This window comes from Staphylococcus sp. 17KM0847, assembly GCF_013463155.1.
Taxonomy (GTDB): domain Bacteria; phylum Bacillota; class Bacilli; order Staphylococcales; family Staphylococcaceae; genus Staphylococcus.
On sequence record NZ_CP040781.1, the window covers coordinates 990,759 to 1,017,133 of the forward strand.

Below are 26,375 nucleotides of genomic sequence, written 5' to 3' on the forward strand. Positions count from 1 at the left end.
AGAAGGTGAAGCAATGCTCACTAAACAAAAAGGAATCGTTATTAAAACAGTAGATTATGGAGAGTCTGATAAAATTATAACCATTTTAAATGAGCATGGTGCCAAAGTACCACTTATGGTTCGTCGAGCTAAAAAAACAAAATCAGGTCTGCAAGCGACGACACAGTTGTTTGTGTATGGATTATTTATTTATAACCAATGGCGTGGTATGGGAACTTTGACATCTGTTGATGTTATTGAGCGTTATTATGATTTAAGAATGGATATTTTAACGAATAGTTATGCGAGTCTTTGTTTAGAAACGATTGATGGTGCATTCGAACATGATCGTGTAGAACCTAAATTGTATGATTTATTAATGTTTGCATTGTCAAGAATTCAAGAAGGGACATCGTCACAACTTATTGCCAATATCGTGATGTTAAAATGTATGACATATTATGGTTTTGATATTAATTTAACGAGATGTGCAGCGACACATACTGAACAACCTGCTGAATTTATAGGGTATAGTTTTAAATTGGACGGTGTACTCTCTGAAAAAGCGATGCATCTCGATACACATTTATTACCCTTATCTAATAAAACGATTTACTTAATGTCTATACTTAAAACATTGCCATTAAATAAGCTCAATGCAATATCTATTCATGATGCTATTGTAGCAGAAATGTCACAATTTATATTAATGGCTTATAAGGAATATGCAGGAATGTACTTTAAAAGTCAACGTATGATTAATCAACTTCTGAGATTTGATACTGCCTTCAATAGCAGTAAAAATAAATAAAGGTGTAAGTGGATAAACTATCTATCCACTTACACCTTTTCCTATAAAGAGATTAAAATTTAACTTTTTCTGCCAAAAATGCATTTAATTCATGAATTGGCATGCGCACTTGTTCCATTGTATCACGATCACGTACTGTGACTTGTTGGTCTTCAAGTGAATCAAAATCAAATGTAATACAGTATGGTGTTCCAATTTCATCTTGACGACGATAACGTTTACCAATAGATTGTGACTCATCAAAATCAACAACAAAGTTTTCACTGAGTTGTTCATACACTTTAATCGCATCTGCTGATAATTTTTTACTTAATGGTAAGATGGCTGCTTTATAAGGTGCAATAGCAGGGTGGAAGTGTAAAACTGTACGTGCATCTTTACTACCTTCGACACCTTCTTCAGCATATGCATCACATAAAAATGCAAGTGTCACACGGTCTGCGCCAAGTGAGGGTTCGATACAATATGGGATATATTTTTCATTCGTTTCTGGATCATGATATTTAAAGTCTTCACCTGAATGTTCACTATGCTTTTTCAAGTCATAGTCTGTGCGGCTTGCGATACCCCATAACTCACCCCAGCCGAATGGAAAGCGAAACTCAATATCTGTCGTTGCATTTGAATAGTGGGATAATTCATCTTCATCATGGTCACGCAAACGAAGATTTTCATCTTTTAAACCTAAGTCTTTCAACCATTTTGCTGCATAATCTTTCCAATAAGACTGCCATTCGATTTCAGTTCCCGGCTTACAGAAGAATTCTAACTCCATTTGTTCAAACTCTCTTGTACGGAAAATAAAGTTACCTGGTGTAATCTCATTTCGGAATGACTTTCCGACTTGTCCAATACCAAATGGTAATTTCTTTCTCATTGAGCGTTGAACATTCTTATAGTTGACGAAAATACCTTGTGCTGTTTCTGGACGCATAAAGATTTCATTTGTTGAATCTTCAGTAACACCTTGGAATGTCTTGAACATCAAGTTAAACTGACGGATATCTGTCCAGTTCGCTGTTCCACTAACTGGGCAAGTAATACCTTCTTCATCGATAATACGTTTCATCTCATCGAAACTTAAACCATCAGCAATAAAGTTTTCATCACCTTTAACGTGATGCATGTAGTCTTCGATAATTTTATCAGCACGATAACGAATCTTACTATCTTTGTTATCAATCATAGGATCATTGAAGTTGCCTAAATGTCCTGAAGCCTCCCAAGTTTTAGGGTTCATTAAAATAGCAGCATCAAGTCCTACGTTATAAGGTGATTGAGTTATAAACTTTTTCCACCATGCTTTTTTAATATTATTTTTTAATTCTACACCTAATGGGCCATAATCCCATGTGTTGGCAAGTCCACCATAAATTTCACTCCCCGGAAAAACGAAACCTCTGTGTTTTGCTAATTGTACAATTGTATCCATATTTTTTTCCATATGTTGTCACTCCTTCAAAATAAAAAAGCCCCAAGTCAAAGAAATTTACTCTTTGCCTTGGGACGAATTATAATGATAATCCGCGGTTCCACCCAATTTAGTGTAGCCACTCGCTTTAATATAAGTTCAATTGTGTGCCAGTAGTCGTTTGTTAAGCTTTCACCATCCTTAACTCGCTTTAAATATTATTCTATGTCATCACTTTCTGAAAGGCAAGTAAAAACATAATTGTCTATCAATAAATAACAAGCTATAATGATTATTGTATGAATTTTAGGATATAGGTATACAGAGGTATAATTTAAATAAATGACGTATGATTTCATTTGTTTTAACGAATAAATATAGTGCTAATATTAAGATAAGGAGGCAATTCTGCTATTTAATGAGCATAACCTATGTTATATGAGGTTTTAAATAGTCAGAGACGGTTATAGAACTCAATCAGCGACAAGAAAAAATTATAGAAATTGTCAAATCCTCAGGACCCATTACTGGAGAAAAAATAGCTGAACAATTAAGCCTAACCCGTGCTACTTTAAGACCAGATCTTGCTATTTTAACGATGGCAGGTTACTTAGAGGCCAGACCACGTGTGGGATATTTTTATTCAGGTAAGTCCAGTTCTCAAGTTTTAACTGAACAATTAAAAAACCATATCGTAAAAGATTATCAATCACATCCAGTTGTGTTAAAAAGTGATGTGACTGTTTACGAAGCGATTTGCTCTATCTTTATTGAAGATGTTGGAACACTGTTTATCGTTAATGCTGAAAATGACTTGGTAGGCGTAGTGTCACGTAAAGATTTATTACGTGCATCAATGGCAGGTCAAGATATTCACAATATGCCTGTCAATATTATTATGACGCGCATGCCGAATATCGTTTTATTGAATGAAGCGGATTCTATTCTTTATGCTGCAAAACAGATGATTAGCAAAGAAATAGATTCCATCCCAATTGTTAAAACAAAAGAAAGTGGTCATTATGAAGTGACAGGACGTGTATCTAAAACAACAATTACTAAATTATTTGTATCGCTATTCGACCAATAGGAGGCAATGAATAATGACAAAGATAAAAATAATTATCGCATCAGATTCGGTCGGAGAAACCGCTGAACTTGTTGCCAAAGCTTGTATATCACAGTTTCAGTCATGTGAAATGACATCAGATATTTTACGCTATCCTTACATTGAAACAAAAGAAAATATCGAAGAAGTGATTGCAGTAGCTAAAGAAAGTGATAGTATGATTATCTATACTTTGGTTAAACCTGAAATTCGTGAATATATGAAAGCACTTGTTGAAATGCATAACATACAATCTGTTGATATTATGGGACCTATTATGACAACAATGGAGCAAGTATATCAGCAAGCCCCATTAAATGAACCGGGTGTTGTGCATAAATTAGACGCTGATTACTTTAAAAAAATTGAAGCAATGGAGTTTGCAGTTAAATATGATGATGGGAAAGATCCTAAAGGTTTACCTAAAGCAGACATTGTATTAATAGGTGTATCGCGCACATCAAAAACGCCAATTTCTCAATATTTGGCACATAAAAGATATAAAGTGATGAATGTTCCCATTGTACCTGAAGTAGCGCCACCAGAAATGCTTTTTAAAATTGACCCTAAAAAATGTGTCGCATTAAAAATCAGTCCAGAAAAGTTAAATGCCATACGTAAAGAGCGATTAAAGCAATTAGGTTTATCAGATTCAGCACGTTATGCGAATGATAAACGTATTCAAGAAGAGCTAGACTATTTTAACCAAGTTGTCCATAAAATTGGTTGTCCTGTACTAGATGTTTCAGAAAAAGCAATTGAAGAAACAGCGAACAATATTATTCAAATTATTGAGCATAAAGATTCCTTTTTTAATTAAATATCGTTATAATTGAAGAGCTATTTTTAATGTGTTGAAATAATGTTATATCGTGTAAAAGAGATGTCGAATATATAGGTGATGTGTGTGAGAATTCCGCAAACGACAATTGATGAAATTAAACAAAATACAGATATTTTAGACGTTGTAAGTGAATATGTAAAATTAGAAAAAAGAGGACGCAATTACATTGGTTTGTGTCCTTTTCATGATGAAAAAACACCTTCTTTCACTGTTTCAGAAGATAAACAAATTTGTCACTGTTTTGGCTGCAAAAAAGGAGGAAATGTCTTTCAATTTATTCAAGAAATTGAAGATATTCCTTTCGCTAAAGCTGTTAAAAAGTTAGGCGAGCGTTTAAATATTAAAGTTGAAACAGATGAGTCAGAAGCACATATGCATATCGCTTCTGATGATTTAATGATGATTCAAATGCATGAAGAATTGTTAGATTACTATCATTATCTATTGAAGAAAACAGTAGAAGGAGAGAAAGCTCTTCATTATCTTTATGATAGAGGGTTTACGGATGAGATGATTGACCAACGTAAAATTGGCTATGCACCAGATGCAGCAAGTTTTGCAACGGATTATATGGAGAAAAAAGGTTATTCTCTCGAATTGGGATATCAGTCAGGTTTATTGTCAAGAAACGAAGAGAATTTTAGCTATTATGATCGTTTTCGTGATCGTATCATTTTCCCATTAGCTAATACCCAAGGACGTATTGTAGGTTATTCGGGTCGAGCTTATCTACCAGAACAATCACCTAAATATTTAAATAGCCCTGAATCACCGATATTTCAGAAACGTAAGCTACTATATAACTTAGATAAAGCACGTAAAAGTATACGACAAAAAGATGAGATTATTTTATTAGAAGGCTTTATGGATGTTATCAAAGCAGATCAGGCAGGTTTAAATAACGTTGTTGCGAGTATGGGGACCCAAATATCATCTGATCATATGACCATGTTAAAAAAGCTATGTAGTCATATTACATTAATGTTTGATGGTGACTTCGCAGGGAATGAAGCGACCTTAAAAACGGGACAGTCCTTGTTAGATCAATATTTTGACGTTTTTGTTATTCAAATGCCTTCAAATATGGATCCAGATGAATACATTGAAAAGTATGGAAATGCACAATTTTTAGAGTTTGTAGCTCATGAAAAAAAAGCTTTCGTGCTCTATAAAATAAAGCAGCATCAACAAGAAATTCAAAACAATGATTTAGCATATGAAAAATATTATAAAATGTTTGTTGATGATGTGATAAAAGTACAATCGCGTGTATTAAGACAAAAAATCATACAAGATGCAGCGCAATTGTTTAAAGTGCATCCAGATAGTCTATTACATGAAGTAGAAAGGATAAGTCCTCAATCACAACAACAGTCTATCTCTACTGTTCGTCAGCAGACGCAAGAAGTTCGGTTATCTAAAAACGAAAAAGCAGAACGTGCGATTTTAAAGCATTTTTTCAATGATAAAGATATATTTTTACGTTTTTATCAAGATATTGAAGAAACCGACTTTACAAATGAACATTTTAAACGTATATTTAGTATCTTAAAGGACTTTTATTCAGAACATGAAACGTTTGTGGTGCGTGACATATTAGGCTATATCAATCATGATAGTCTAAGAGAAGTGATGATACATCTTGTTGATTATCCACTTAACCGAGAACCGTATGAAAATGAAATAAGTGATTATATTGCCGTTATGACAGCACATCGTTTTACAGAGTCTATTGAAACGTTACAAGCGCATCTATATGAAGCGATTCGTATAGGAGATAGTGATGCGCAAAAATATTATTTAGAACAGATTGTGCGTAGAAAAAGAGATATATTAAGAAGTAAAGATTAATTTGGGAGGCCTTTTTATGTCTGATAACCAAGTAAAAGTAATTAAAAAAGAAACAATTGATCCGACACTCACAATTGAAGATGTGAAGAAACAACTGATTGAAAAAGGGAAAAAAGAAGGTCATCTGAGCCATGAAGAGGTAGCTGACAAATTACAAAACTTTGAAATGGATTCCGATCAAATGGATGAATTTTTTGATATGATTAATGATAATGACATCCAACTGATTAATGAGAAAGATAGTAGTGATACAGATGAAAAGCTAAATCCTAATGACTTGAGTGCACCACCGGGTGTTAAAATCAATGATCCTGTGCGTATGTATTTGAAAGAAATCGGTCGTGTTAATTTATTAAGTGCACAAGAAGAGATTGAACTAGCAAAACGAATTGAACAGGGTGATGAAGTAGCAAAAGCGAGACTCGCTGAAGCGAACCTCCGATTGGTTGTCAGCATTGCTAAACGCTATGTTGGACGTGGTATGCTATTTCTTGATCTCATTCAAGAAGGTAATATGGGATTAATTAAAGCAGTAGAAAAGTTTGATTTTAGCAAAGGCTTTAAATTTTCAACTTATGCAACGTGGTGGATTCGTCAAGCGATTACACGTGCTATTGCCGACCAAGCGCGTACAATTCGTATTCCTGTACACATGGTTGAAACGATTAATAAATTGATTCGTGTTCAACGTCAATTACTTCAAGACTTAGGCCGTGATCCACTTCCAGAAGAAATTGGAGAAGAAATGGATTTGCCACCTGAAAAAGTGCGTGAAATCCTAAAAATTGCACAAGAGCCTGTATCGTTAGAAACACCAATTGGAGAAGAAGATGATAGTCATCTCGGTGATTTTATTGAAGATCAAGAAGCGCAAAGCCCATCTGATCATGCAGCGTACGAATTACTCAAGGAACAATTAGAAGATGTTTTAGATACATTAACAGATAGAGAAGAGAATGTATTACGCTTACGTTTTGGCTTAGATGATGGCAGAACACGTACACTTGAAGAAGTAGGTAAAGTTTTTGGTGTAACGAGAGAGCGTATTCGCCAAATCGAAGCAAAAGCCCTTCGTAAATTAAGACATCCAAGTAGAAGTAAACGACTTAAAGACTTTATGGATTAATATAATGGATTAAAATGATAGCGGGACTCAGGAATCTTTTGCAAATTAGATTTCCGTCCTGCTTTTTTAAAATATAATTTTGTAGAGCGAAGGAGCAAAAAATGATACCGATTAACCAACGTTTACAAAAAGTGAGTGAATATATTCAAGGTCAAGTATTAGCAGATATTGGCTCTGACCATGCTTTTTTACCTATGTATTGTTTAGAGTGTGGGATGATTCAACAAGCTATTGCTGGAGAAGTGATCGTCGGACCTTATAATTCTGCTGTTAAAAGTGTCGAACGACATGGCTATCAACACAAAGTAGAGATTCGTTTAGGCGATGGCTTAACGATTTTAAACCCCGACAAAGATATTGTAGACACCGTAACAATTTGTGGTATGGGGGGACCGCTAATCGCACGTATTTTAACAGAAGGCATGGCCCATATCCCCAATCGACCGAGACTAGTATTGCAATCTAACATTCAATCTGAACCGATTCGTCATTTTTTACAGTCTAATGGCTATCAAATTATAACAGAAACTTTAATTAAAGAGCGTGCACATATTTATGAAATTATTGTTGCAGATCCCGGCGTCATGTCTTTATCGGCAAAAGATTTTAAATTTGGACCCTTTTTACACGTTACACCTTCTGACTTATTTTATGAAAAGTGGACGCGTGAACTTGAAGCATTGGAAGATATTAAAAGAAATCTTGATCCTATTAAACATCAAGTCCGTTTTGATGAGATTGCAAGACAGGAAAAAGAAATCAAAGAGGTGCTTGAACCATGCAATTAAAAACATTATTAACGATCTTAAATCGTGAAGTCCCATTTAACAGTGCAGAATCATGGGATAATGTAGGCTTACTTGTTGGAGACCATACATCAAAAGTGACCGGAATTATGACGGCATTAGATTGTACTTTGGAAGTCGTAGAAGAGGCCGTTGCTGCGAACTGTAATACGATTGTAGCCCATCATCCATTAATTTTTAAAGGCATGCGTACGATTACTGCAAATGATGGCTATGGTCGCATTATTTACCAGCTTATTCAAAATAACATCAATTTAATTGCGCTACACACAAATTTAGATGTACATCCCCGTGGTGTTAATATGATGTTAGCAGAACGTCTAGGTTTGAAAAATGTTCGCATCTTATCTCCACAAACAGAGACGTATTATAAAGTTCAAGTGTACATTCCGCAAAAAAATGCAACAGCTTTTAAGGAACAGTTAAGTCAACATGGCTTAGCGAAAGAAGGTGATTATGAGTATGCTTTCTTTAATACAAAGGGGCTTGGGCAATTTCGACCAGTAGGACAAGCGCATCCTCATATCGGAAAAATAGGTACGATCGAAACAGTAGAAGAGGTTAAGATTGAATTTATGATTACTCAGGCACAGTATCATTTAGCACAACAACTCATTCGAACACATCATCCTTATGAAACACCTGTTTTTGACTTGATACCGCTACAAACTGAAATCAATCAAGGTTTGGGTGTGATAGGTGAACTTGAACACAAACAATCAATTGATGATTTTGTACAGCACGTAAAAACAACATTAAAGATGCCAAGTGTACGATTTATCGGTGATAATCATGCACGGATTCAAACAGTTGCTATTGTTGGTGGCTCAGGTGTGGGTTACGAAATGCAAGCACAACAACAAGGGGCTGACATTTTCTTAACGGGTGATATTAAACATCATGATGCATTAGATGCTAAAACAGCAGGGATGAACTTATTAGATATTAATCATTATAGTGAATACGTCATGAAAGAAGGTTTAGCCCAATTATTAAAAGCGTGGGTAAATGAAGCATTTAAAGGTACCATTCAGCCTTCAATAACGCATACAGACCCTTATCATTATATGTGATCAAACACTGAAACCCCGACCAAATGTCGGGGTTTCATGTGTGTTTATTCCATAACTTGAACAGGTTTAGCTTTTTTGATTTTAGGTAAGATTTTTTCCACTGGCACATTGGATTGAGTGTTATGTGTCGATGGATCGAGAGGATCATAATTATTAAAGAAATTAATCACTTCCTTAACAATTGGAGTAGGTGTGGATGCACCAGCAGTAACAGCTACTGTCTCAACACCTTCTAACCATGCCAAGTCCAATTGAGAAATATCTGCAATACGGTATGAATTTGTATGAGCGATATCCTTAGATACTTGTGCAAGTCGATTAGAATTGTTACTTTTAGGATCACCTACTACGATAAGTAAGTCTGCTTCACCTGCTTGGTTTGCAACAGCTTCTTGTCTGACTTGAGTAGCTTGGCAAATTTCCTTGTGTTGCTCAATATGTGGGTATTTAACTTGTAAATCTTCCATCAAATGTGAAACATCCCATTGTGACATCGTTGTTTGGTTCGTTACAATCAATGGATAGTCGTGCAAATCATCTGGTAGAGCATCCACATCTTTTTTTGTTTCCACAAGATGCACAATATCTGGAGCTACACCAACAGCGCCTTCAGGTTCAGGATGTCCTTTTTTGCCAATATAAACAACATGGTATCCTTGTGCCTTTTTTTCCCTAATCAGTTCGTGAGTATTTTCAACATCTGGACATGTTGCATCGATACAAGTTAGGCCTTTATCTTTTGCGCGCTTTTTAACTTCTGGGGACACACCATGCGCCGTAAAAATAACAGTTCCCGTCTCAATTTGATCTAAGATTTCAAGTCTGTTTGGTCCATCTAACGTAATAATACCATCTGTTTCAAATGCATCTGTGACATGTTTATTGTGTACGATCATTCCTAAAATATATATTGGACGTGGTAAGTTAGGATCTAGTGAAGCATTGCGGGCAATAACCATTGCATCTACAACACCATAACAATAGCCACGTGGTGTGATTTTAATAATTTCCATAAATTCACGAACCTCCTTCAATCATTTATTATAGCAATTTCTAGTATGGTTTTAAATGAAAAGGAACGGCGCATAAAACTTAAAGACTTTATATCAAATATATGAGATTTAAAGTTGTAGATTGAATACCAATCATAATGTACACACAGATGGAATAAAACAAATCTAATACTGCCAAATGTACAATCTTATACTTGTATATTTTCTTTATGTCAGATTTCATTTATAATAAAAAGATGAATCTTTAAGGAGGCCAAGTCATGGCAAATCATCCATTTGAGCAATTTCAATTTGACTCAGATATTATAGAAGCGATTAAAGCATTAAAATTTAATCAACCTACTGATATACAGCAACGGGTTATCCCAAAAATTATGAAGCGTACAAGTTTAATTGGTCAATCTCAGACAGGAACAGGTAAATCTCACGCATTTTTATTACCACTTTTTCAACAGATTGATACAAATTTATCAGAACCTCAAGCAATTATTGTTGCTCCGACACGCGAACTGGCAACACAATTATATCATGCAGCTTTACAACTTGCTGAGCATAAAAATGGTGTCAAAGTTAGTTTATTTATTGGTGGGACAGATTTTGAAAAAGATAGACAGAAAACAACATATCAGCCTCAACTCATTATCGGTACACCAACAAGAATTAATGATTTAGCAAAAGTAGGTGCACTACATGTACATCTAGCAAGTTATTTAGTTATTGATGAAGCTGATTTAATGATTGACCTAGGTTTAATAGAAGAAGTTGATCAAATAGCAGCTAAACTTGATGATACTGCAAAAATGGCAGTATTTAGTGCAACAATTCCTAAATCTTTACATTCATTTTTAAATAAATATTTAGAAAACCCAGCATTTATTGAAGTCAAATCAGAATCTAAAAATAAACGTAGTATCGAATTTTATTTAATTCCAACACGTGGTGCAGCAAAAGTTGAAAAAACACTTTCTCTGATACATATACTTAATCCATATTTAGGCATTATTTTTTGTAATAGTCGTGAAAGTGCAAATGATTTAGCAGAACAGCTTACGCAAGAAGGTATTCGTGTAGGAATGATTCATGGGGGGTTATCTCCTCGTGAACGTAAACAGCAGATGAAGCGTATTCGCAATTTAGATTATCAATATGTCATTGCGAGTGACTTAGCTTCTCGTGGCATTGATATAGAAGGGGTAAGTCATGTGATTAATTTTGACGTTCCTAAAGATATTGATTTCTTTACACATCGTGTAGGTCGAACAGGACGTGGCAATTATAAAGGTGTAGCAATTACGCTTTATACACCTGATGAAGAACCTTTAATTCATCAAATAGAAGAAAAAGGGTATCAATTTGAGACTGTGGATATTAAAGATGGTGAGCTCAAACCTATAAAAGCACACAATACGCGACAACAACGTAAAAAGCAAGATGACCACATCACACAGCAAGTTAAACATAAAGTTAAACGCAAAAACAAAAATAAAGTTAAACCGGGATATAAAAAGAAATTTAATCAAGAATTAGAAAACTTAAAGCGACAAGAAAAACGTCAGTTCAGTCGTCGTAAAAATCGCCAAAACCGCAAAAATAATAGTAAAGGGTAGGTTAGAGATATGCTAATAGGGTCACATGTTTCAATGAGTGGCAAAAAAATGTTGCAGGGGTCAGCTGAAGAAGCGCATGGCTATAATGCGTCAACATTTATGATTTATACAGGAGCACCACAAAATACACGCCGTAAACCTATTGATGAATTGAACATTGATGCAGGACATCAAGCGATGGAAACCTATGGATTGTCCAATATTGTAGTACATGCACCGTATATTATTAATATTGCCAATACAAAAAAGCCTGAAGTTTTCCAATTAGGTGTGGATTTTTTGCAAAATGAAATTGAACGTACAGAACAAATCGGTGCAAAAGATATTGTCTTGCATCCAGGTGCGCATGTCGGTGCAGGTGCTGAAATGGGTATTCAACGCATTATTGAAGGTTTAAATGAAGTATTAACAAATCAAAATGATGTACGTATTGCATTAGAGACTATGGCTGGAAAAGGTTCAGAAATCGGGCGAACATTCGAAGAGATTGCACAAATCATTGAAGGTGTTCACCATAACGAAAGGCTTTCAGTCTGTTTAGATACATGTCATATCCACGATGCAGGTTATGACATTGTCAATGACTTTGATGGAGTACTTAACGAATTTGATAAAATTATTGGCGTAGAACGCATTAAAGTCGTACACGTTAATGATAGCAAAAACCCAGTCGGGGCACATAAAGACCGCCATGAAAATATTGGCTTTGGTCATATCGGTTTTGATGCACTTAATTATGTAGTTCATCATGAACAATTTAAGGACATTCCTAAGATTTTAGAGACACCTTATGTCGGTGAAGATAAAAAAAATAAAAAAGCACCTTATGCGTATGAAATTGATGCATTTCGTAAAGGGACTTTTAATCCTGACTTGAAAAATAATATTTTAGAGGGAAAGCCTATTGCATAAATGGATGAAAAACAGTCAAACCATCCAATGTTGTTATAGTGCCTAAAACAGAAATATAGTAAGTCTACATGCCATTATTTTAGAGTATGATGGGGATTCTTATGGTAAGTGTATCGTGATTCGAGTATACTGCACAAAATTTACAGAATGAATGTATGATTAAATTTAAAAAAGTTGACATATTAATTTTGTCAGCTTTTTTAGTTGTTTGTAATATAAGAAAAAGCGAATGAATCTCCTAACTTTGAAATACGTTTAAAGTTGTTTTCGAAGTTCGTAAACATTACTATTTACATTTTAAAATGATGCAGTTATAGTAGTTTATTGAGGTGAAATGATTATGCAGCCAGTTTTTGAGTTGAAGGATATTGATTTTTATTTTGACCATAAAAAAGTATTAGAAAACATTAATATTCGTATTAATAAAGGTGAATTTTTAGCAATTGTAGGTCCAAATGGCGCAGGTAAGTCGACATTATTAAAACTTATTTTAGGTTTATTACCCATACAAAAAGGTGAGATTTTTGTTGAGGGTACTGCATATCATAAAAGTTTAGCGGCAGACAAAATCAGCTATGTTTCACAAAAAGCTTCTTCTGTAACAGCGGGTTTTCCTGCAACTGTTCAAGAAGTGGTTTTAAGTGGCTTAACACGCCAAAAAAGATTGTTCAAATGGTTTAATCACCAAGATAGAGAAAAGGTAAAGCAAGTATTGAAACGTTTGAACATTAGTCACTTAAAAGATAAAAATATTGCTGAATTATCAGGAGGGCAACAGCAACGTGTTCTAATCGCACGTGCTCTTGTGAGTAACCCAGCAGTATTGGTATTAGATGAGCCAACAAATGGTATTGATGCCAAGCATGTCGGTGAATTTTATGAAACTTTAGAGCATTTGAAACAAGAGGGTGTCACAATTATTCTTGTAACACATGATATTGGTGTCGTTGCAGATACAGCAACTGAGGTTGCGTGCCTAAATAAACACCTTCATTTTCATGGAACTGCTCAAGCTTTTAAATCTTTAGATGAAGTAGAAATATCAAAAATATATGGTCATCCGATTAAGTTTGTTGACCATAAACATGACAGGGATTGTTGCTTATGATTGATGCACTTGTGAATTTTGAATTTATTAGATATTCTCTAATCAGTGGGATTTTAATCGGTTTAATTGCACCATTGATTGGAACATTTATTGTAGTGAGGCGATTATCACTAATTGCTGATGCGATTAGTCATGTTACATTAGGTGGTATATCGTTTGGTATGTTTTTAATTTCGGCTATTCCTTTATTTGTAAATATCAACCCAATTTGGACGGGGATATTATTTGCAATAATTGGTGCATTATTAATTGAAAAGTTGCGTACATCATATAAAAACTATCAAGAAATTGCAATTCCTATTATTATGAGTACAGGTATTGGTTTGAGTGCGATTTTTATCTCACTTGCAGATGGTTTTAATCAAGAGTTAGTTGGTTTATTGTTCGGCTCAATTAGTGCTGTATCATTGAGTGACCTCATTACGATTATTGTTATCTCAATACTTGTATTATTGTTTATTTTACTTTTCTATAAAGAACTTTTTATTTTGTCATTTGATACAGAATACAGCCAAGTCATTGGTATACCTAAATGGATTCAATTTTTATTTATTATTATTGTGGCACTTGTCATCTCAGCATCTATGAGAGTGATCGGTGTATTGTTAGTCAGCGCATTGATTACATTACCTGTTGCAATTGCGATGAGATGGACAAAGGGATTTAAACAATTTATAGCGATCAGCATTATCATTGGTGAATTCGCTGTAATCGCAGGCTTGATCACAGCGTTTTATTTAAATATTTCTCCAGGTGGTATTATCGTTGTTATTCTTGTTTTATTATTATGTGCTACAATGCTATATCAGTCACTCATTAAAGTAAGAGGCAAAGGAGTGAAAAAAGATGCAAACTAGTGAAGCGATTCAAATTTTAAAAGAGCAAGGTCATAAATATACAGATAAACGTAAGGATATGATTGATATATTTGTGAATGAAGATAAATACATCAATGCTAAATCTATACAACAACAGATGAACGATACATATCCCGGTATTTCATTTGATACTATTTATCGTAATTTACATTTATTTAAAACATTAGGTATTATAGAAGGTACAGAATTAGAGGGTGAAATGAAGTTTAGAATTGCGTGTACAACGCATCATCATCATCATTTTATTTGTACATCTTGTGGTATAACCAAAGTGATTGATTACTGTCCAATGACTGAAATAAAAAAATCATTGCCTGAAGTAGAAATAGAAATGCACAAATTAGAAGTATATGGTATTTGTGAAAAATGTCGTTAAAGTACAAGCAGTATAAAGTTGTACAGATATATAATTTTAAAAGTTTGTTTTCTAAAAGTTTTAGAAGACAAACTTTTAATTTTGCTTTAATTCCTTTTATAAAATTTTTTCATAAAAAAGCACTCCTAAAGGTTAGATTCTACGTCTAAACTTTGGAGTGTGTATCAGATTTGATTGTACTGATATCTCTTTTTGTTATTCTTTATTGTACAGCGCTACTTTTTTGATTAGTTTCCCATTCTGCTGCAAGTTTATCAATTTCCATTTTAAGCTCGTCTACCATTGTTTCTTCCGGAACTTTTCGGACTGTCTTTCCTTTCATAAACAGAAGTCCTTCACCTCTTGCACCCGCTATACCGATATCTGCTTCGCGTGCTTCACCGGGTCCATTGACTGCACAGCCTAAAACAGCAACTTTCAGTGGGACTTGCAGTTTTTCAATATAATCTTCTACTTCATTTGCAATAGAAATCAAATCTATTTCGATACGACCACAAGTAGGGCAAGCAATTAATGTTGCGGCGTTACTCGCAAGGCCAAATGCTTTCAATAACGATTTGGCAACTTTAACTTCTTCTACTGGATCTGCTGATAGTGATATACGACATGTGTTTCCAATACCTAATGCAAGAATTGCACCTAAACCAGCTGAAGATTTAACTGTACCATTGAACAGCGTGCCACTTTCTGTAATACCGAGATGCAATGGATAATCAAACGCTTGTGCAGCTTTTGTGTAAGCCTCAATTGCTAAATTTACATCACTAGCTTTCATAGATACGATGATATCGTGGAAGTCAAGATCTTCCAAAATTTTAATATGGTGTAATGCACTTTCCACCATACCATCTGCTGTTGGATAACCATATTTTTTTAAAATGTGTTTTTCTAATGAACCTGCATTTACACCGATACGGATCGGAATCCCTTTCTTTTTACATGCTTCTACAACAGCTTCTACTTTTTCGCGTCTTCCGATATTTCCGGGATTAATACGAATTTTATCCGCACCGTTCTCAATAGCAATCAATGCTAATTTATAGTTAAAGTGGATATCGACTACGAGAGGGATATTGATTCGTGCTTTAATTTCTTTAATTGCATGTGCATCTTCTTCATTTGGGCATGCAACACGAACGATTTGACAGCCTGCTTCTTCTAGTCGTTTAATCTCTGCAACAGTTGCTTCAACATCATGTGTTTTGGTTGTTGTCATACTTTGAATCACAACTTCATTTGCACCACCAATTGTTAGATCACCAACTTTGACAGGTCGTGTGTTTTTACGATGTGTAATTTCAGACATGTTAGAAACTCCTTTATAACGAAATTTATATTGAAAATGCACTTTGTTCGGCAATCTTTTTCAACGTTATTACATATTATATCATCAGCAGACGTGTATATTCAAAACAATGAACTGTTTCATTCAAAAAATCGTCAAATATTGAAGTAATATAAAAGTAAAGGTTTTTAATGATTGGAAATCTTAATAAGTAAAATGTTTAAATCCATACTATTATGGATAAAGAAAAGTATATCGTTATTCCTGAAATTATTGTAATGCAAGGATAACCGAGTAAGCAGATTTATTGTATCATCAAAGAAAGAATTGTTAGAATATAATCGGAATCAATAATTAGGAGGATGATTAATTATGGCTTTTGAATTACCTAAACTACCTTATGCTTATGATGCATTAGAACCACACTTCGACAAAGAAACTATGGAAATCCACCATACAAAGCATCATAACACATACGTTACAAAATTAAATGCTGCTGTTGAAGGTACAGAATTTGAGACAAAATCAATTGAAGACCTTGTGAAAAACTTAAATGATGTGCCGGAAGATAAAAGAACTGCTGTTCGAAACAACGGTGGCGGTCATTTAAACCATTCATTGTTCTGGCAATTACTTACACCTCATTCAGAAGAAAAAGGTGAAGTCGTTGATAAAATCAAAGAACAGTGGGGCAGCTTAGATAGCTTTAAACAAGAATTTGCAGATAAAGCAGCTGCACGCTTTGGTTCTGGATGGGCATGGCTCGTTGTTGATAATGACAAATTGGCGATTGTTACAACACCAAACCAAGATAACCCATTAACAGATGGTCAAACACCACTTTTAGGACTTGATGTTTGGGAACATGCTTATTACCTTAAATATCAAAACAAACGTCCGGATTATATCAATGCATTCTGGAATGTTGTAAATTGGGAAAAAGTAGACGAGTTATACCAAGCTGCAAAATAATATAAGTTATTTATTTTAGAAAGTGAGGACATACCTCACTTTCTTTTTTATACATAGACAAAACACGAATCTTTGAGCTATTCTTTATTTTTAAGTTAAAAATATTGTTACTTTTTCTCATAAAATATTAGCCAAATGGCTGATAATCATATATCATTTTAAGAAGAAAACTGTGCGAATAGAGGTAGGTTGTGTTGTTAAAACGTTTAAAAGAGAAAACAAATGATGAAAAAATACGCAATCAAATGAATAAGCGTATTAATTTTATCTTTGCACTTGTTATTTTTGCTTTTGTAGCCATTGTTTTAAGGCTGGGATACCTTCAAATTGCGCAAGGTTCACATTATAATCAAATGATTCGTGAGAGTGAAAATGTCACAGTCAATGAATCTGTCCCTAGAGGCCGTATATTAGATCGAAATGGCAATGTAATTGTTGATAATGCCTCCAAAAAAGCGATTACTTATACAAGAGGTAAGAAAACAAATCAACAAGAAATATTAGATACCGCACATAAGCTCGCAAAAATCATTAAAATGGATACTGAAAAAATCACTGAACGAGATAAAAAAGATTTTTGGATTACGCAACATTCAGATGAAGCACAAAAGCGTATGAAGAAAGAGCTAGAACTTTATAAAAACGGTGATATTTCACAAGAAGATTATGATGAGCAGCTTAGAAATAAAGTATCAAGTAAGGATCTTGACCAACTCAGTAAAAAAGACTTACAAGTATTGGCAATTTATCGCGAAATGATGCAGGGGAGCACACTGAGTCCACGTACAATTAAAAATAAAGGTGTGACGGATAAAGAGTATGCTGCTGTGTCTCAACAACTTTCTAAATTGCCGGGTGTAAATACCACAATGGATTGGGATCGCAAATATCCTTATGGTGACTCATTAAGAGGGATTTTAGGACGCGTTTCAACACCTGAAGAGGGACTTCCTAAAGAACTAACAGACTATTATCTTTCTAAAGGATATTCACGAAATGACCGTGTGGGTAAAGGATATTTAGAGTTTCAATATGAGAGTATTTTACGTGGCAAGAAAAAAGAAATGCGCTATACAACAGATAAGTCAGGTGCCATTATCGATTCAGAAGTTGTGAATGAAGGTTCACGTGGAGATGACCTGGTCTTAACAATTGACATGAAGCTTCAACAAAAAGCCGAAGAATACTTAGAACGAAATATTAGCAAGTTACGCTCTGAAGGTGCAACAGACATGGATTCAGCATTGCTTGTTGTTCAAGACCCGAACAATGGTGATATTTTAGCAATGGCAGGAAAACAAATTGATAAAGACGGTAGCCTAACAGACTTTGATATTGGTACGTTCACGACACAATACGCTGTGGGGTCTTCTATCAAGGGGGGTACATTATTAGCAGGCTATCAAAACAATGTGATTCACCCCGGTGATGTTATGGTGGATGAGCCATTAACGTTTCAAGGAGGGCTAACAAAACGATCGTATTTTAACAAAAACGGTAGCCGTCAAATTACGGATACACAAGCGCTGATGCATTCGTCTAACGTATATATGTTTAAAACGGCTTTAAAAATTGCTGGGATTGATTATACACCGGGTATGGCATTACCCCAAGATGTTACAATAGCAGGTCAAAAATTACGCAAAGGATTAAATCAAGTTGGGCTTGGTGTGAAAACAGGGATTGATTTACCGAATGAAGTTACAGGTCAAATCGAACCATTGAAAGATAATCCGGGTAACTATTTGGATTTAGCGATTGGTCAGTATGATACATATACACCGCTTCAATTAGCACAATATGTCTCAACAATTGCTAATGATGGCTATAGAATTCAACCACATATCGGTAAAGAAATTCGTAAAGCTACACGTAACGATGAGCTTGGTCCGATCAAACATAAAATTACAGGTAAAGTTTTAAACCGTGTAAATAATAAGCCAGAAGCGTTACAGCAAATACAAAAAGGATTTGATATGGCTTTTAATGAAAGTGATGGAACAGGCTATCAAAGTTTTAGTAAGACTAAAGTACGCTCTGCAGGCAAAACAGGAACAGCAGAAGTTTTCCAAGATGGTGAGCCACGTGTTAATTCTACATATGTAGGTTATGCACCTGCTGATGATCCACAACTTGCTTTTTCGATCGTGTATACAAATCAACCCGTACCAGAACCATGGTTAAATGGCGGAGACTTAGGTCGAGATATTATTAATTATTATTTCTCTTCTAATTAAGGCATAGATACATTCATCTTATCCGTTGATTTTTAAGTGTTAATATCATAAAGTTTACAAATCAAAACACCTTTAGTGATAAAGTTTGCCTTATTTTTTGGAACGATTCATCTTATAATAAATAATACTTTGCAATTTAAATAGAAAATGGTATGATAATAAAGTCGTATTTTGAAGAAAGATTAGGAGGGGTAATATGCGCGTAAACGTAACGCTTGCATGTACAGAATGTGGAGATCGTAACTATATCTCTACAAAAAATAAGCGAAATAACCCAGAACGTATCGAAATGAAAAAATTCTGTGCACGTGATAATAAACAAACATTACACCGTGAAACAAAATAATTTAATCTTGGGCTAGGACAACGATATGTGTGTTCTAGCCACTTTTTATAAAATTTTCCACTACAAAATATATTTAATTCGTTTTATAATTAGAATGAGATGACAACTAGACAGAAGCAACAATCGTCATTTTCGAAAGGAGGTGTTGAATGATGGCAGAGAAAAAAGGTTCTATTTCTGGACGCGTCATTGAAACAGCTGAAGGTAAAATCAAAGGGACAGTAAAAGATACGACTGAGAAAAAATAATCCGTATCAACAGAGTTGAGTCACTAACCCATCATTGTGTATGTTATTCTACGCGATGATGGGTTTTTTAAATATAATCAACAGCGATACTCATGACACTGGCACAACTCCACGTTATAATAGAGAAAAGAATGGGGGATTGTAGTATGACAAAAAAAGAGATAAGACAGCATGTATTAAAAAGTATGAAACAGCTGGAAGGTCATCAAAAACAGCAAGCTGACCAATGGTTGCGTCAACAGCTTTTTAATCACCCAAAATATCAACAAGCACAAAAGATAGGTATCGTATTGTCGATGCCGCACGAAGTCCATACAGATCCAATCATTTTACATATTATGCAACACGGTAAGCAAGTGTATGTACCCGCAACGACATATTACAAAAAGACAATGAACTTTCAACAGCTTGTACATTTATCACAAGTTTCAATAGATGAAAAAGGTATTCGCTATGTCGATGAGGAGACACCGATTGATAATCAGTTAGATCTTGTTATTGTACCGGGCGTTGCATTTAATAGAGAAGGGTACCGAATTGGTTACGGGGGCGGATATTTTGATCGTTTCCTAAGCCATTATCAGCCCGCAACACTTAGTTTAGTTTACGATATTCAAATAAGAGAAGATTTACCTATCGCCTCTCATGACTATCCAGTAGCAGAACTAATTATTGCAAAAACATAATCATATCGTGGAGGATTGACATGACTGACGAAAAATATTTATGGAAAGTAAGTTATATATGGATACGCTATTACCATTATCATTGTGTCCATTATGATAAAGAACGAGGAGAGGTATGGTTAGCCCATAAGCAAAAGCAGCATATGGTTATTTTTAAGCAAGGTAACTTTACAACACAAGAATTAGAATTTGAAAAACAACGTATATTAGAACATCAAGAATCTGTCAACGCTTATCTATCAATGTCTATTCAGTGCTACGATGTTTATGTTTTGACCGATAAAGCATTTAATCCTGTTGTATTCAATCAGCAGGAGCCCATTAAAATAAAATTTCATGCTATCGATCAGCTGGGGCAATTTTCTAAAAAAATGGCACATCCTATTGCAAAATGGCAATTATTGCGTCAAGATCATCACCCTTCTACTTTTTATCAGCGCCGTGTGTTAAATGGCAATATTATTGAGCAGGCGATGTACCAATTCACACCTGTCACGTATAGTCTTATTGGAATAAATCTTTTGGTATGGTTGATTATTACTTTCTTCTTACCACATCGTTCAGATATAGAGATTATTAACTTGGGCGCTTTGGCACATTTTAATGTTGTACATGGTGAGTGGTATCGTCTCTTTTCATCTATGTTCCTACATTTAGATATAGAACATTTAATTTTGAATATGATGTCGCTCTATATATTTGGTAAACTTTTGGAATCGCATATACATTCACTTAAAACATTAGGTATTTATCTGTTATCTGGTCTAATTGGCAATATATTTTCTTTAGCACTGATTACAGCAAGTTTTTCTGTCGGAGCAAGTGGTGCAATCTTTGGTTTACTTGGTGGGCTTATCGCGTTAGTAATGATCAGTCAACGTTACACTCGAAAAACAGCTATGCAACTTATTATTGCAGCTGTATTTATGGCTGTGATCACCTTGCTTGTGCGAAATGTTAATATTGTTGCACACTTAGGGGGATTATTAGGGGGACTCGTTACAGTCTACCTTGGCTATTACTTTCAAATGTTTAAAAAGAGATTTTATATCATTTTAGCATTGACAGTGGTACTTATTATGGGTTTAATTATTAAAATTTTTATAACACCGAGTGAAAATATCTACAATCAAATCATTCAAGATCAAATGAAAAATAATAACTATAACGAAGCCAAACATATGGTGAGTCAAACCATTGATAACAACTATGCAGATGATAGTACTTATTATCTTTCTGGTATGATTATTGCCGCACAAGATTCAAAAGCTGAAGCAATAGCTGAGTGGGAGCGTGGCTTGAAGTTACACCCAGAGTCTATACAGTTGAACTATATTATGGCAGTTGCTAACCGTTCATTAGGTGATCAAAAAAGCGCACGTCAATATATTAAAAAAGCTGCACACTATGCTCCAAATAACGATAATATAAAAACTTTAAAACAAGAACTGGATGAGTAAACATGCAGACAAAATTAACAACTTTTTATGATGTACAACAACTTTTAAAAAAATTTGGTTTTATTATTTATTTTGATGATAAAAGCGATATGTTAGAAATGATGGAGCAAGAACTCAAAGATTTATATAAGCATCAATTGATTTCTCAAGAGATTTTTTTGCAGTCTAGGCATATCATCAACCAAAGAAGGATGGATCGAGCATGAGGGGAAAAATAATATTGGCAGTAGATATTGGAGGCACAACTTGTAAGTTAGGTATTTTTGATGAGACATTAACACGTTTGGCAAAGTGGTCTATCAAAACAGATACATCAGATCCAACCGGAGTTGTCTTACTAAAAAAAATTCATGAGGCTTTTCGAGAACAGTGTGAAGTGTTAAATTATAATATAGAGGATGCAGTAGGTATGGGTATCGGTGTTCCGGGACCTGTATCATTTGAGGCGGGTATTGTACACGGTGCGATTAATTTAAATTGGTCAGATGATGTGAATGTTGTAAGACTCATGCAATCATTTGTGGAATGTCCAGTAGTTGTTGATAATGATGCCAATATTGCTGCACTTGGTGAAAAGTTTTTAGGTGCAGGCCAAAATGAAGCAAATATTGTCGCTATTACTTTAGGTACGGGTGTCGGTGGAGGTATAATTGCCAATCATCAAATCATACATGGTCACAATGGTTCAGGTGCAGAACTCGGACATATACGTGTGGATCACGATCAGCGCTTTAGTTGTAATTGTGGTAAGTCTGGTTGCATTGAGACCGTCGCATCGGCAACAGGTATTGTTAATCTGGCGCTATTTTATTATCCTAAATTAGCACTTCAATCAATGGTGCTTCCATATATTGAAAAAGGTACACTCACTGCTAAAGAAATATTTGATGCAGCTAAAGTGGGTGATTCATTTTGTCTCTTTATTGTAGAAAAAGCAGCACGGTATATTGCTTATCTTGCAAGTATTTTGAGTGTTACAACCAACCCAAAGTATATTATTTTAGGTGGAGGTGTGTCAGAAGCAGGTGATATTTTAATTGAAAATGTTAAAGAAGCATATCATCAGCTCACATTTAAACCCGCACAAAAAGATACACATATCGTTCGTGCAGCATTAGGTAATGAAGCGGGTATTGTTGGTGCTGCAGGATTAATCAAAACATATATTTTAAACAAGGAGTAGATACGTTATGGCTATTGCAGATGTTGTTGTTATCCCAGTAGGTACAGAAGGACCAAGCGTCAGCAAATATATTGCAGAGATTCAAACCAAACTTGAAACATTTAAAAAAGAAGGTAAAATTGACTATCAACTTACACCAATGAACACGCTTATTGAAGGAGACTTGAAAGATTTATTTGAAGTGATTCAAGCGATTCATGAATTGCCGTTTAATAAAGGATTAGATCGAGTTTGTACAAATATTCGCATTGATGATCGCCGCGATATTTCTCGTAAAATGAACGATAAACTTGTATCAGTACAAAAACACTTACAGTAAACTTAGGATAAAGATAGGAGATAAAATGATGCAACTTTCTTCTTTAACTTTAGGATTTGTAGAAACGAATACTTACTTTGTTGAAAATAGCACTGAACTTATTCTTATTGATCCGGCTGGAGAACCAGATAAGATATTGAAAAAAATAGCTTCTATTGATAAGCCTCTAATTGCTATTTTATTAACACATGCTCACTTCGACCATATTGCAGCATTAGACGCTATTTTATCCCAATACCAAGTTCCTGTGTATATGCACAAGAACGAAATAGACTTCTTAACAAACCCAAATAAAAATGGTTCAGCAAAATTTCAATCCTATGGTTTACCCATAATAACCAGTACGGCAACACCTGAGATATTAGATGAAGGACATTATGAAATCGGTCATTTTTCAATAGATGTCTTACACACACCTGGACATTCACCAGGAAGTTTAACTTATGTCTTTGAATCTTTTGCTATTGTTGGGGACACTTTGTTCAACAATGGTATTGGTCGTACAGACCTTTATAAAGGTGATTACGAAACTTTAATTGATTCCATTCAAGATAAGATTTTTGAACTGGATGAGGATTTACCACTTTATCCGGGACATGGTGCATCGACAACCGTAGCAGCAGAGTATTTAAATCCTTATTTAAATGGATAATTTTTTGTATTTGAATAAGTAATCCAATCACTTCTTACGTGTATATATGTAAGAGGTGATTTTTTATGCAATTACTGTTAGATACTGTCGTACAGTTTGCGTTACAGAAACAAGCATCTGACATTCATTTTATTCCGTCTCAGTCACAAGTAGAAGTCAAATTACGCATTAAAGACGAATTATCTTTATATGACACATTAAACCTAGAAACCTACCAACGCTTATTAACATTACTTAAATTTCAAGCAGGACTGGATATCTCATCTCGTCACAAAGCACAAAGTGGGCGTTACATTTATCATTATGAAAATTTATACTATTTACGCGTTTCGACATTACCTTTAAATCTTGGCACTGAGAGTTGTGTTATTCGCATTACACCACAATATTTTCAATCGGAGACTTCAGATCATGCACATGATATGGGGTATATTATGGAGAAAAAACAGGGACTTATACTCTTTAGTGGTCCAACAGGCTCAGGTAAAAGCACACTTATGTATCAAATGGTACTTTATGCGAAACAAAAACTTAATTTAAACGTCATTACCATTGAAGATCCTGTGGAAAGAATATTAAATGGCGTGACGCAAATATCAGTCAATGAAAAAGCAGATATCACTTACAATGCATCACTCAAAGCAATATTACGTTGTGATCCAGATGTAATTTTAATTGGAGAAATCCGCGATCGTACTATTGCTAAAGAAGTATTACAAGCGAGTTTAAGCGGGCATCTCGTGTTATCTACAATACATGCCAATGACTGCGCAGGGGTATTACTTCGCTTGATTGAGATGGGCATATCGAAGCAAGACTTAATTCAATCATTAAATCTGATTATCAATCAAAGACTTATCACGAATACACATCGTCAACGTCAATTAGTATATGAAACGATGACACAACCACAAATTGAACATTTTTTATGCAATCAATTTCAACTACCTGAAAATTTTACAAGTTTAGATGATAAACTCAAAAAGTTAGAACAAGAAGGTGTAATTCATGCAACGACACTTCGCAAATATAAAAAATAGACGCACCATTGGTTATATCAAATCACATCACCTTCTCATTATGGATCGAGTCAACCAATTGCTGCAACACGGCTTTACATTTGTGGAGGCGATTCAATTTGTCTACCAACAACTTCACGTAGATCATAGTGACTACACAGAAAAGTTTAATACCCTGTTAAATAGTGGTGCTTCCTGTTACGAAATCTTCAAGTTTCTAAAATATCCTCAAGTTATTTTAATGCAATTATACTTTGCTGAAAAATATGGTGTTTTGACCGACACATTAACACAATGTCTTATTTATTATAAAAAGCATAAGACACTTAAAAGTCAATTTATTAAAGCGCTTCAATACCCTATTATTCTAATGATTATCTTTTTCATTTTAATCACAATACTCAATGCAACAGTAATGCCTGAGTTCGATTATATGTATGATGCAATGGCAATCGAACAATCTCTCTTACAATTAACGCTAAGCGCTTTTATTTCTCACTTTACAAGTATTTTTCTCATCATTTTTATATTCGGATTAGTCACGTATGTCTTATTTCGACATTGGTTGCAACAGCGTTCTATGCAACAACAAATTAATATCCTCACACATTTACCACTATTCAATCGTTATTTTAGATTATTTATGACATATCAAATGTCACAACAATTTGTCTTATTTTTCAAGAATGGGATTACCATGAATGATATTGTACAAATTTATCTTGAACAAGAAGAGAGTCATTTTTTAAAGTATATTGGTGAAAAACTAAAAACAGATATTCAAAAAGGAGATACTTTTTCAAATATCTTATCTCATCTTAATTGCTTTGAGGCTAACTTTATTGATTATATTGAGCAGGGAGAGCATCGAGATAAACTTGATATTGAGTTATCAATTTACAATAAATTCATTATGGATCATATACAATCCTTTATCAAAAAGCATATTAGTTTAATTCAACCCATTATGTTTGCATTTATAGGGGCACTAGTTATGGCTGTGTATCTCGTTATGATGTTGCCCATATTTGAAATGATGCAATCTATCCAGCAATAGGAGGCGTT

Annotated in this window: 26 protein-coding genes; 23 read left to right on the forward strand and 3 right to left on the reverse strand. The window is 34.5% G+C overall.

What is annotated here, in order from left to right; all coding sequences use genetic code 11:
* Positions 1-13: 13 nt before the first annotated feature.
* On the forward strand, positions 14-790 hold the full coding sequence (gene recO, locus FGL66_RS04700; protein ID WP_180810433.1) for a DNA repair protein RecO: 777 nt from the start codon (positions 14-16) through the stop codon (positions 788-790).
* A 52-nt stretch (positions 791-842) separates the two neighbouring features.
* Here the strand turns inward: recO and FGL66_RS04705 are convergent, their stop codons facing one another.
* Positions 843-2,234, reverse strand: coding sequence for a glycine--tRNA ligase (locus tag FGL66_RS04705; protein WP_180810434.1), 1,392 nt, complete (start codon positions 2,232-2,234; stop codon positions 843-845).
* 433 nt (positions 2,235-2,667) lie between these two features.
* Between FGL66_RS04705 and ccpN the strand changes: the two genes are divergently transcribed.
* From ccpN to FGL66_RS04735, 6 genes are all read left to right on the forward strand, one after another.
* Positions 2,668-3,291 (forward strand): transcriptional regulator CcpN, encoded by a 624-nt coding sequence (gene ccpN, locus FGL66_RS04710; protein WP_180810477.1) that lies wholly within the window; start codon positions 2,668-2,670, stop codon positions 3,289-3,291.
* Between the two features lie 13 nt (positions 3,292-3,304).
* A complete protein-coding gene (locus FGL66_RS04715; RefSeq protein WP_180808677.1) occupies positions 3,305-4,129 on the forward strand; it encodes a pyruvate, water dikinase regulatory protein in 825 nt (274 codons plus the stop codon).
* Positions 4,130-4,216: 87 nt separating this feature from the next.
* Positions 4,217-6,004: a DNA primase gene (gene dnaG, locus FGL66_RS04720; protein ID WP_180808678.1), complete on the forward strand. Its 1,788-nt coding sequence runs from the start codon at positions 4,217-4,219 to the stop codon at positions 6,002-6,004.
* Positions 6,005-6,020: 16 nt separating this feature from the next.
* Entirely contained in the window at positions 6,021-7,130 is a 1,110-nt protein-coding gene (gene rpoD, locus FGL66_RS04725; RefSeq protein WP_180808679.1) for an RNA polymerase sigma factor RpoD, read from the forward strand.
* Positions 7,131-7,231: 101 nt separating this feature from the next.
* Positions 7,232-7,918 carry a tRNA (adenine(22)-N(1))-methyltransferase gene (locus FGL66_RS04730; protein ID WP_180808680.1) on the forward strand — a complete coding sequence of 229 codons (687 nt, stop codon included), beginning with the start codon at positions 7,232-7,234 and terminating at the stop codon, positions 7,916-7,918.
* Entirely contained in the window at positions 7,909-9,009 is a 1,101-nt protein-coding gene (locus FGL66_RS04735; protein ID WP_180808681.1) for a Nif3-like dinuclear metal center hexameric protein, read from the forward strand. The genes FGL66_RS04730 and FGL66_RS04735 overlap by 10 nt, the downstream gene beginning before the upstream one ends.
* A gap of 44 nt (positions 9,010-9,053) precedes the next feature.
* Here the strand turns inward: FGL66_RS04735 and FGL66_RS04740 are convergent, their stop codons facing one another.
* Positions 9,054-10,022, reverse strand: a complete 969-nt coding sequence (locus FGL66_RS04740; protein ID WP_180808682.1) for a 4-hydroxy-3-methylbut-2-enyl diphosphate reductase — start codon at positions 10,020-10,022, stop codon at positions 9,054-9,056.
* A 260-nt stretch (positions 10,023-10,282) separates the two neighbouring features.
* Here FGL66_RS04740 and FGL66_RS04745 point away from each other — a divergent pair, with 260 nt between their 5' ends.
* The 5 genes from FGL66_RS04745 to FGL66_RS04765 all read left to right on the forward strand — a co-directional run bounded on the left by FGL66_RS04745 (position 10,283) and on the right by FGL66_RS04765 (position 14,903).
* On the forward strand, positions 10,283-11,629 hold the full coding sequence (locus tag FGL66_RS04745; protein ID WP_180808683.1) for a DEAD/DEAH box helicase: 1,347 nt from the start codon (positions 10,283-10,285) through the stop codon (positions 11,627-11,629).
* 9 nt (positions 11,630-11,638) lie between these two features.
* The gene (locus tag FGL66_RS04750) at positions 11,639-12,541 is read left to right on the forward strand and encodes a deoxyribonuclease IV (RefSeq protein WP_180808684.1); all 903 of its coding nucleotides are present in this window, start codon (positions 11,639-11,641) and stop codon (positions 12,539-12,541) included.
* Positions 12,542-12,875: 334 nt separating this feature from the next.
* Positions 12,876-13,649, forward strand: a complete 774-nt coding sequence (locus tag FGL66_RS04755; RefSeq protein WP_180808685.1) for a metal ABC transporter ATP-binding protein — start codon at positions 12,876-12,878, stop codon at positions 13,647-13,649.
* On the forward strand, positions 13,646-14,506 hold the full coding sequence (locus FGL66_RS04760; RefSeq protein ID WP_180808686.1) for a metal ABC transporter permease: 861 nt from the start codon (positions 13,646-13,648) through the stop codon (positions 14,504-14,506). The genes FGL66_RS04755 and FGL66_RS04760 overlap by 4 nt, the downstream gene beginning before the upstream one ends.
* Positions 14,496-14,903 (forward strand): Fur family transcriptional regulator, encoded by a 408-nt coding sequence (locus FGL66_RS04765; RefSeq protein WP_180808687.1) that lies wholly within the window; start codon positions 14,496-14,498, stop codon positions 14,901-14,903. The genes FGL66_RS04760 and FGL66_RS04765 overlap by 11 nt, the downstream gene beginning before the upstream one ends.
* Before the next feature lie 202 nt (positions 14,904-15,105).
* Here FGL66_RS04765 and ispG read toward each other — a convergent pair whose 3' ends face one another.
* Complete coding sequence (gene ispG / locus FGL66_RS04770) at positions 15,106-16,200, reverse strand: flavodoxin-dependent (E)-4-hydroxy-3-methylbut-2-enyl-diphosphate synthase (RefSeq protein ID WP_180810478.1); 1,095 nt, start codon at positions 16,198-16,200, stop codon at positions 15,106-15,108.
* A 360-nt stretch (positions 16,201-16,560) separates the two neighbouring features.
* Here ispG and FGL66_RS04775 point away from each other — a divergent pair, with 360 nt between their 5' ends.
* The 11 genes from FGL66_RS04775 (at position 16,561) to comGB (ending at position 26,367) form a co-directional block, all read left to right on the forward strand.
* A complete protein-coding gene (locus FGL66_RS04775; protein WP_180808688.1) occupies positions 16,561-17,160 on the forward strand; it encodes a superoxide dismutase in 600 nt (199 codons plus the stop codon).
* A 194-nt stretch (positions 17,161-17,354) separates the two neighbouring features.
* Positions 17,355-19,397 (forward strand): peptidoglycan D,D-transpeptidase FtsI family protein, encoded by a 2,043-nt coding sequence (locus FGL66_RS04780; RefSeq protein WP_180808689.1) that lies wholly within the window; start codon positions 17,355-17,357, stop codon positions 19,395-19,397.
* A gap of 196 nt (positions 19,398-19,593) precedes the next feature.
* Complete coding sequence (gene rpmG / locus FGL66_RS04785; RefSeq protein WP_180808690.1) at positions 19,594-19,743, forward strand: 50S ribosomal protein L33; 150 nt, start codon at positions 19,594-19,596, stop codon at positions 19,741-19,743.
* A 394-nt stretch (positions 19,744-20,137) separates the two neighbouring features.
* Positions 20,138-20,677 carry a 5-formyltetrahydrofolate cyclo-ligase gene (locus FGL66_RS04790; RefSeq protein WP_180808691.1) on the forward strand — a complete coding sequence of 180 codons (540 nt, stop codon included), beginning with the start codon at positions 20,138-20,140 and terminating at the stop codon, positions 20,675-20,677.
* Positions 20,678-20,697: 20 nt separating this feature from the next.
* Positions 20,698-22,137: a rhomboid family intramembrane serine protease gene (locus tag FGL66_RS04795; protein ID WP_180808692.1), complete on the forward strand. Its 1,440-nt coding sequence runs from the start codon at positions 20,698-20,700 to the stop codon at positions 22,135-22,137.
* Positions 22,138-22,139: 2 nt separating this feature from the next.
* Positions 22,140-22,343, forward strand: a complete 204-nt coding sequence (locus FGL66_RS04800; RefSeq protein ID WP_180808693.1) for a YqgQ family protein — start codon at positions 22,140-22,142, stop codon at positions 22,341-22,343.
* On the forward strand, positions 22,340-23,320 hold the full coding sequence (locus FGL66_RS04805) for an ROK family glucokinase (RefSeq protein ID WP_180808694.1): 981 nt from the start codon (positions 22,340-22,342) through the stop codon (positions 23,318-23,320). The genes FGL66_RS04800 and FGL66_RS04805 overlap by 4 nt, the downstream gene beginning before the upstream one ends.
* A 7-nt stretch (positions 23,321-23,327) precedes the next feature.
* Positions 23,328-23,639 carry an MTH1187 family thiamine-binding protein gene (locus FGL66_RS04810; protein WP_180808695.1) on the forward strand — a complete coding sequence of 104 codons (312 nt, stop codon included), beginning with the start codon at positions 23,328-23,330 and terminating at the stop codon, positions 23,637-23,639.
* A 28-nt stretch (positions 23,640-23,667) separates the two neighbouring features.
* Positions 23,668-24,291, forward strand: coding sequence for an MBL fold metallo-hydrolase (locus tag FGL66_RS04815; protein WP_180808696.1), 624 nt, complete (start codon positions 23,668-23,670; stop codon positions 24,289-24,291).
* A 65-nt stretch (positions 24,292-24,356) separates the two neighbouring features.
* Complete coding sequence (gene comGA / locus FGL66_RS04820) at positions 24,357-25,331, forward strand: competence type IV pilus ATPase ComGA (protein ID WP_180808697.1); 975 nt, start codon at positions 24,357-24,359, stop codon at positions 25,329-25,331.
* Positions 25,300-26,367, forward strand: a complete 1,068-nt coding sequence (gene comGB / locus FGL66_RS04825) for a competence type IV pilus assembly protein ComGB (protein WP_180808698.1) — start codon at positions 25,300-25,302, stop codon at positions 26,365-26,367. The genes comGA and comGB overlap by 32 nt, the downstream gene beginning before the upstream one ends.
* The last annotated feature ends 8 nt before the right edge of the window (positions 26,368-26,375 follow it).

Bases quoted from the DNA above. Each gene is read 5' to 3' on its own strand.
- recO (WP_180810433.1), top strand. From the start codon at position 14: ATGCTCACTAAACAAAAAGGAATCGTTATTAAAACAGTAGATTATGGA.
- FGL66_RS04760 (WP_180808686.1), top strand. From the start codon at position 13,646: ATGATTGATGCACTTGTGAATTTTGAATTTATTAGATATTCTCTAATC.
- FGL66_RS04805 (WP_180808694.1), top strand. From the start codon at position 22,340: ATGAGGGGAAAAATAATATTGGCAGTAGATATTGGAGGCACAACTTGT.
- FGL66_RS04745 (WP_180808683.1), top strand. From the start codon at position 10,283: ATGGCAAATCATCCATTTGAGCAATTTCAATTTGACTCAGATATTATA.
- FGL66_RS04750 (WP_180808684.1), top strand. From the start codon at position 11,639: ATGCTAATAGGGTCACATGTTTCAATGAGTGGCAAAAAAATGTTGCAG.
- FGL66_RS04815 (WP_180808696.1), top strand. From the start codon at position 23,668: ATGCAACTTTCTTCTTTAACTTTAGGATTTGTAGAAACGAATACTTAC.
- FGL66_RS04790 (WP_180808691.1), top strand. From the start codon at position 20,138: ATGACAAAAAAAGAGATAAGACAGCATGTATTAAAAAGTATGAAACAG.
- comGA (WP_180808697.1), top strand. From the start codon at position 24,357: ATGCAATTACTGTTAGATACTGTCGTACAGTTTGCGTTACAGAAACAA.
- FGL66_RS04800 (WP_180808693.1), top strand. From the start codon at position 22,140: ATGCAGACAAAATTAACAACTTTTTATGATGTACAACAACTTTTAAAA.
- rpoD (WP_180808679.1), top strand. From the start codon at position 6,021: ATGTCTGATAACCAAGTAAAAGTAATTAAAAAAGAAACAATTGATCCG.
- FGL66_RS04795 (WP_180808692.1), top strand. From the start codon at position 20,698: ATGACTGACGAAAAATATTTATGGAAAGTAAGTTATATATGGATACGC.
- FGL66_RS04705 (WP_180810434.1), bottom strand. From the start codon at position 2,234: ATGGAAAAAAATATGGATACAATTGTACAATTAGCAAAACACAGAGGT.
- FGL66_RS04765 (WP_180808687.1), top strand. From the start codon at position 14,496: ATGCAAACTAGTGAAGCGATTCAAATTTTAAAAGAGCAAGGTCATAAA.
- comGB (WP_180808698.1), top strand. From the start codon at position 25,300: ATGCAACGACACTTCGCAAATATAAAAAATAGACGCACCATTGGTTAT.
- FGL66_RS04775 (WP_180808688.1), top strand. From the start codon at position 16,561: ATGGCTTTTGAATTACCTAAACTACCTTATGCTTATGATGCATTAGAA.
- FGL66_RS04715 (WP_180808677.1), top strand. From the start codon at position 3,305: ATGACAAAGATAAAAATAATTATCGCATCAGATTCGGTCGGAGAAACC.
- FGL66_RS04740 (WP_180808682.1), bottom strand. From the start codon at position 10,022: ATGGAAATTATTAAAATCACACCACGTGGCTATTGTTATGGTGTTGTA.
- FGL66_RS04810 (WP_180808695.1), top strand. From the start codon at position 23,328: ATGGCTATTGCAGATGTTGTTGTTATCCCAGTAGGTACAGAAGGACCA.
- FGL66_RS04755 (WP_180808685.1), top strand. From the start codon at position 12,876: ATGATTATGCAGCCAGTTTTTGAGTTGAAGGATATTGATTTTTATTTT.
- rpmG (WP_180808690.1), top strand. From the start codon at position 19,594: ATGCGCGTAAACGTAACGCTTGCATGTACAGAATGTGGAGATCGTAAC.
- FGL66_RS04735 (WP_180808681.1), top strand. From the start codon at position 7,909: ATGCAATTAAAAACATTATTAACGATCTTAAATCGTGAAGTCCCATTT.
- FGL66_RS04730 (WP_180808680.1), top strand. From the start codon at position 7,232: ATGATACCGATTAACCAACGTTTACAAAAAGTGAGTGAATATATTCAA.